The organism is Streptomyces sp. NPDC036984, assembly GCF_055607665.1.
This window is the reverse complement of sequence record NZ_JBVJRL010000081.1, coordinates 1-1,706: the sequence shown is the minus strand read 5'-3', so window position 1 is coordinate 1,706 and position 1,706 is coordinate 1. Positions and strand designations below refer to the sequence as shown.

The 1,706-nt window shown below is 72.4% G+C and carries 1 protein-coding gene; it reads right to left on the bottom strand.

All coding sequences use genetic code 11. From position 1 onward, the window contains the following. Positions 1 to 1,706 (bottom strand): polyketide synthase dehydratase domain-containing protein (locus ACZ7DL_RS39040; RefSeq protein WP_470781830.1); only part of this gene is annotated, 1,706 nt, incomplete at both ends.

Here is a 1,706-nt window from a genome sequence, read left to right as displayed (position 1 = left end):
AGCAGGTGGCGGGCCTTGTGTTCGGTGACGAGGTGGCGGGCGAGCAGGGCGCCGAGGCCGCCGGTACCGCCGGTCACCAGCACCGTACCCTCGGGATCCCAGTCGGCCTGCCAGTCGCTGTCGGGCGCGACGGAGGCCCGGGCCAGCCTCGGTGTGGTCACCTGACCCTCCCGCACCACGAGCTGGGTCTCGCCCGCCAGCAGCGCCGCGGGGAAGGCACGGGCCGACCTCTCGTCACCGTCGAGATCGACCAGCCCGAACCTGCCGGGGTTCTCGGAGATGGCGGACCGGACGACGCCCCAGACCGCGGCCAGCGCCAGGTCTCCCGCCTCGTCGGCCCGAGCGGCCATGGCCCCGCGGGTGACGACCACCAACTGGGAGGAGGCGAAAAGCTCGTCGCGGAGCCAGTGCTTGGCCAGCCTGAGGATCCACTGCGCTTTGGCACGGACCTCCTCGGCCACATCGGAGGAGGCGTCGGGGTCGATGCCGGGCATCGGGACGAGCAGAACGCGGGCCACACCCTGATCCGACTCGATCATGGACGCCAGGGTCGGGTGTCGGCGGATACCGGCCAGACCGGTGAGCGCTCCGAGGCTGTCCTCGCCCAGTACGGCCCAGTCGTCCGGCGCGGTCGACATGGGGGAGCCGGCCATCGGAGCCCAGTCCAGACGGAAGAGTGCGTCACGGACGGCCAGGGCAGCGCTGCCGCGTCGCACCGACCCCATCTCGCTCAGCCGCACCGACTCCGCGTGCAGCACCGGCGCTCCCGTCGCGTCGGTGACCAGAAGCCCTGCCGTGTCGGCGCATTCAGCTGTCAGACGGACCCGGAGATCGGCTCCGGCCGGCTGGTGCCAGGTGAGCCCGGACCAGGCGACAGGAGTTCCGGCAGGCGCCGTGTCCGCCGGTACGACACCGGGCAGCAGGGCGTGTACGGCGGCATCGAGAGCCACCGGGTGCGCCCCGAAGGCGGCCGTCGCCGAGCTCGGGTCGTCGGGCAGGGCCACCTCGGCGAACAACTCCTCGCCGCTGCGCCACAGCCGCCGCAGCATGCGCCACTCCGGCCCGTAATGGTGGCCGTCGGCGGCGAGCACGTCGTAGAGATCCCCGAGCGGGAGCTCCTGCGCGCCCGCGGGCGGCCACACGGCCAGATCGGCAGTGGCGGTCGCCGGCGCGACGCCGAACAGCCCGGTGGCGTGCTCGATCCACGTCTCGGCGGGATCGTCCTCCGCTCGTGCCGCCACGCTGAACCGCCGCCCGCCGTCCTCGTCCGGAGCCGACACGGTCACCTGAAGTTGCAGACTGCGCCGCTCGGGCAGCAGTACCGGCGCTGTCTGGCTGAGCTCCGGCACATGAGTGAGGCCGACATGCCGGCCCGCCTGGACGGCGAGTTCCAGCACGAGGCTCCCCGGCAGAACCGCTGCTCCACCGATGGTGCGGGCGGCCAGCCAGGGGTGCGTGTGCCGGGACAGGCGCCCGGTGAGAACCGCTCCGCCGTCGGCCAGATCGATTGCCGCCGTGAGGAAGGGATGAGGGACGGCAGCGAGGCCGATGGCCGTGAGGTCGGAAGTGGTGGTGGGGGTGGTGAGCCAGTAGCGGTCGTTGTGTTGGAACGGGTAGGTGGGGAGGGGTGTGGTGTGGGGGTGTGCGGGGGTGTAGTAGGCGTCCCAGTTGAGGGTGTGGCCGTGGGTGAAGGTGGTGGCGAGGGC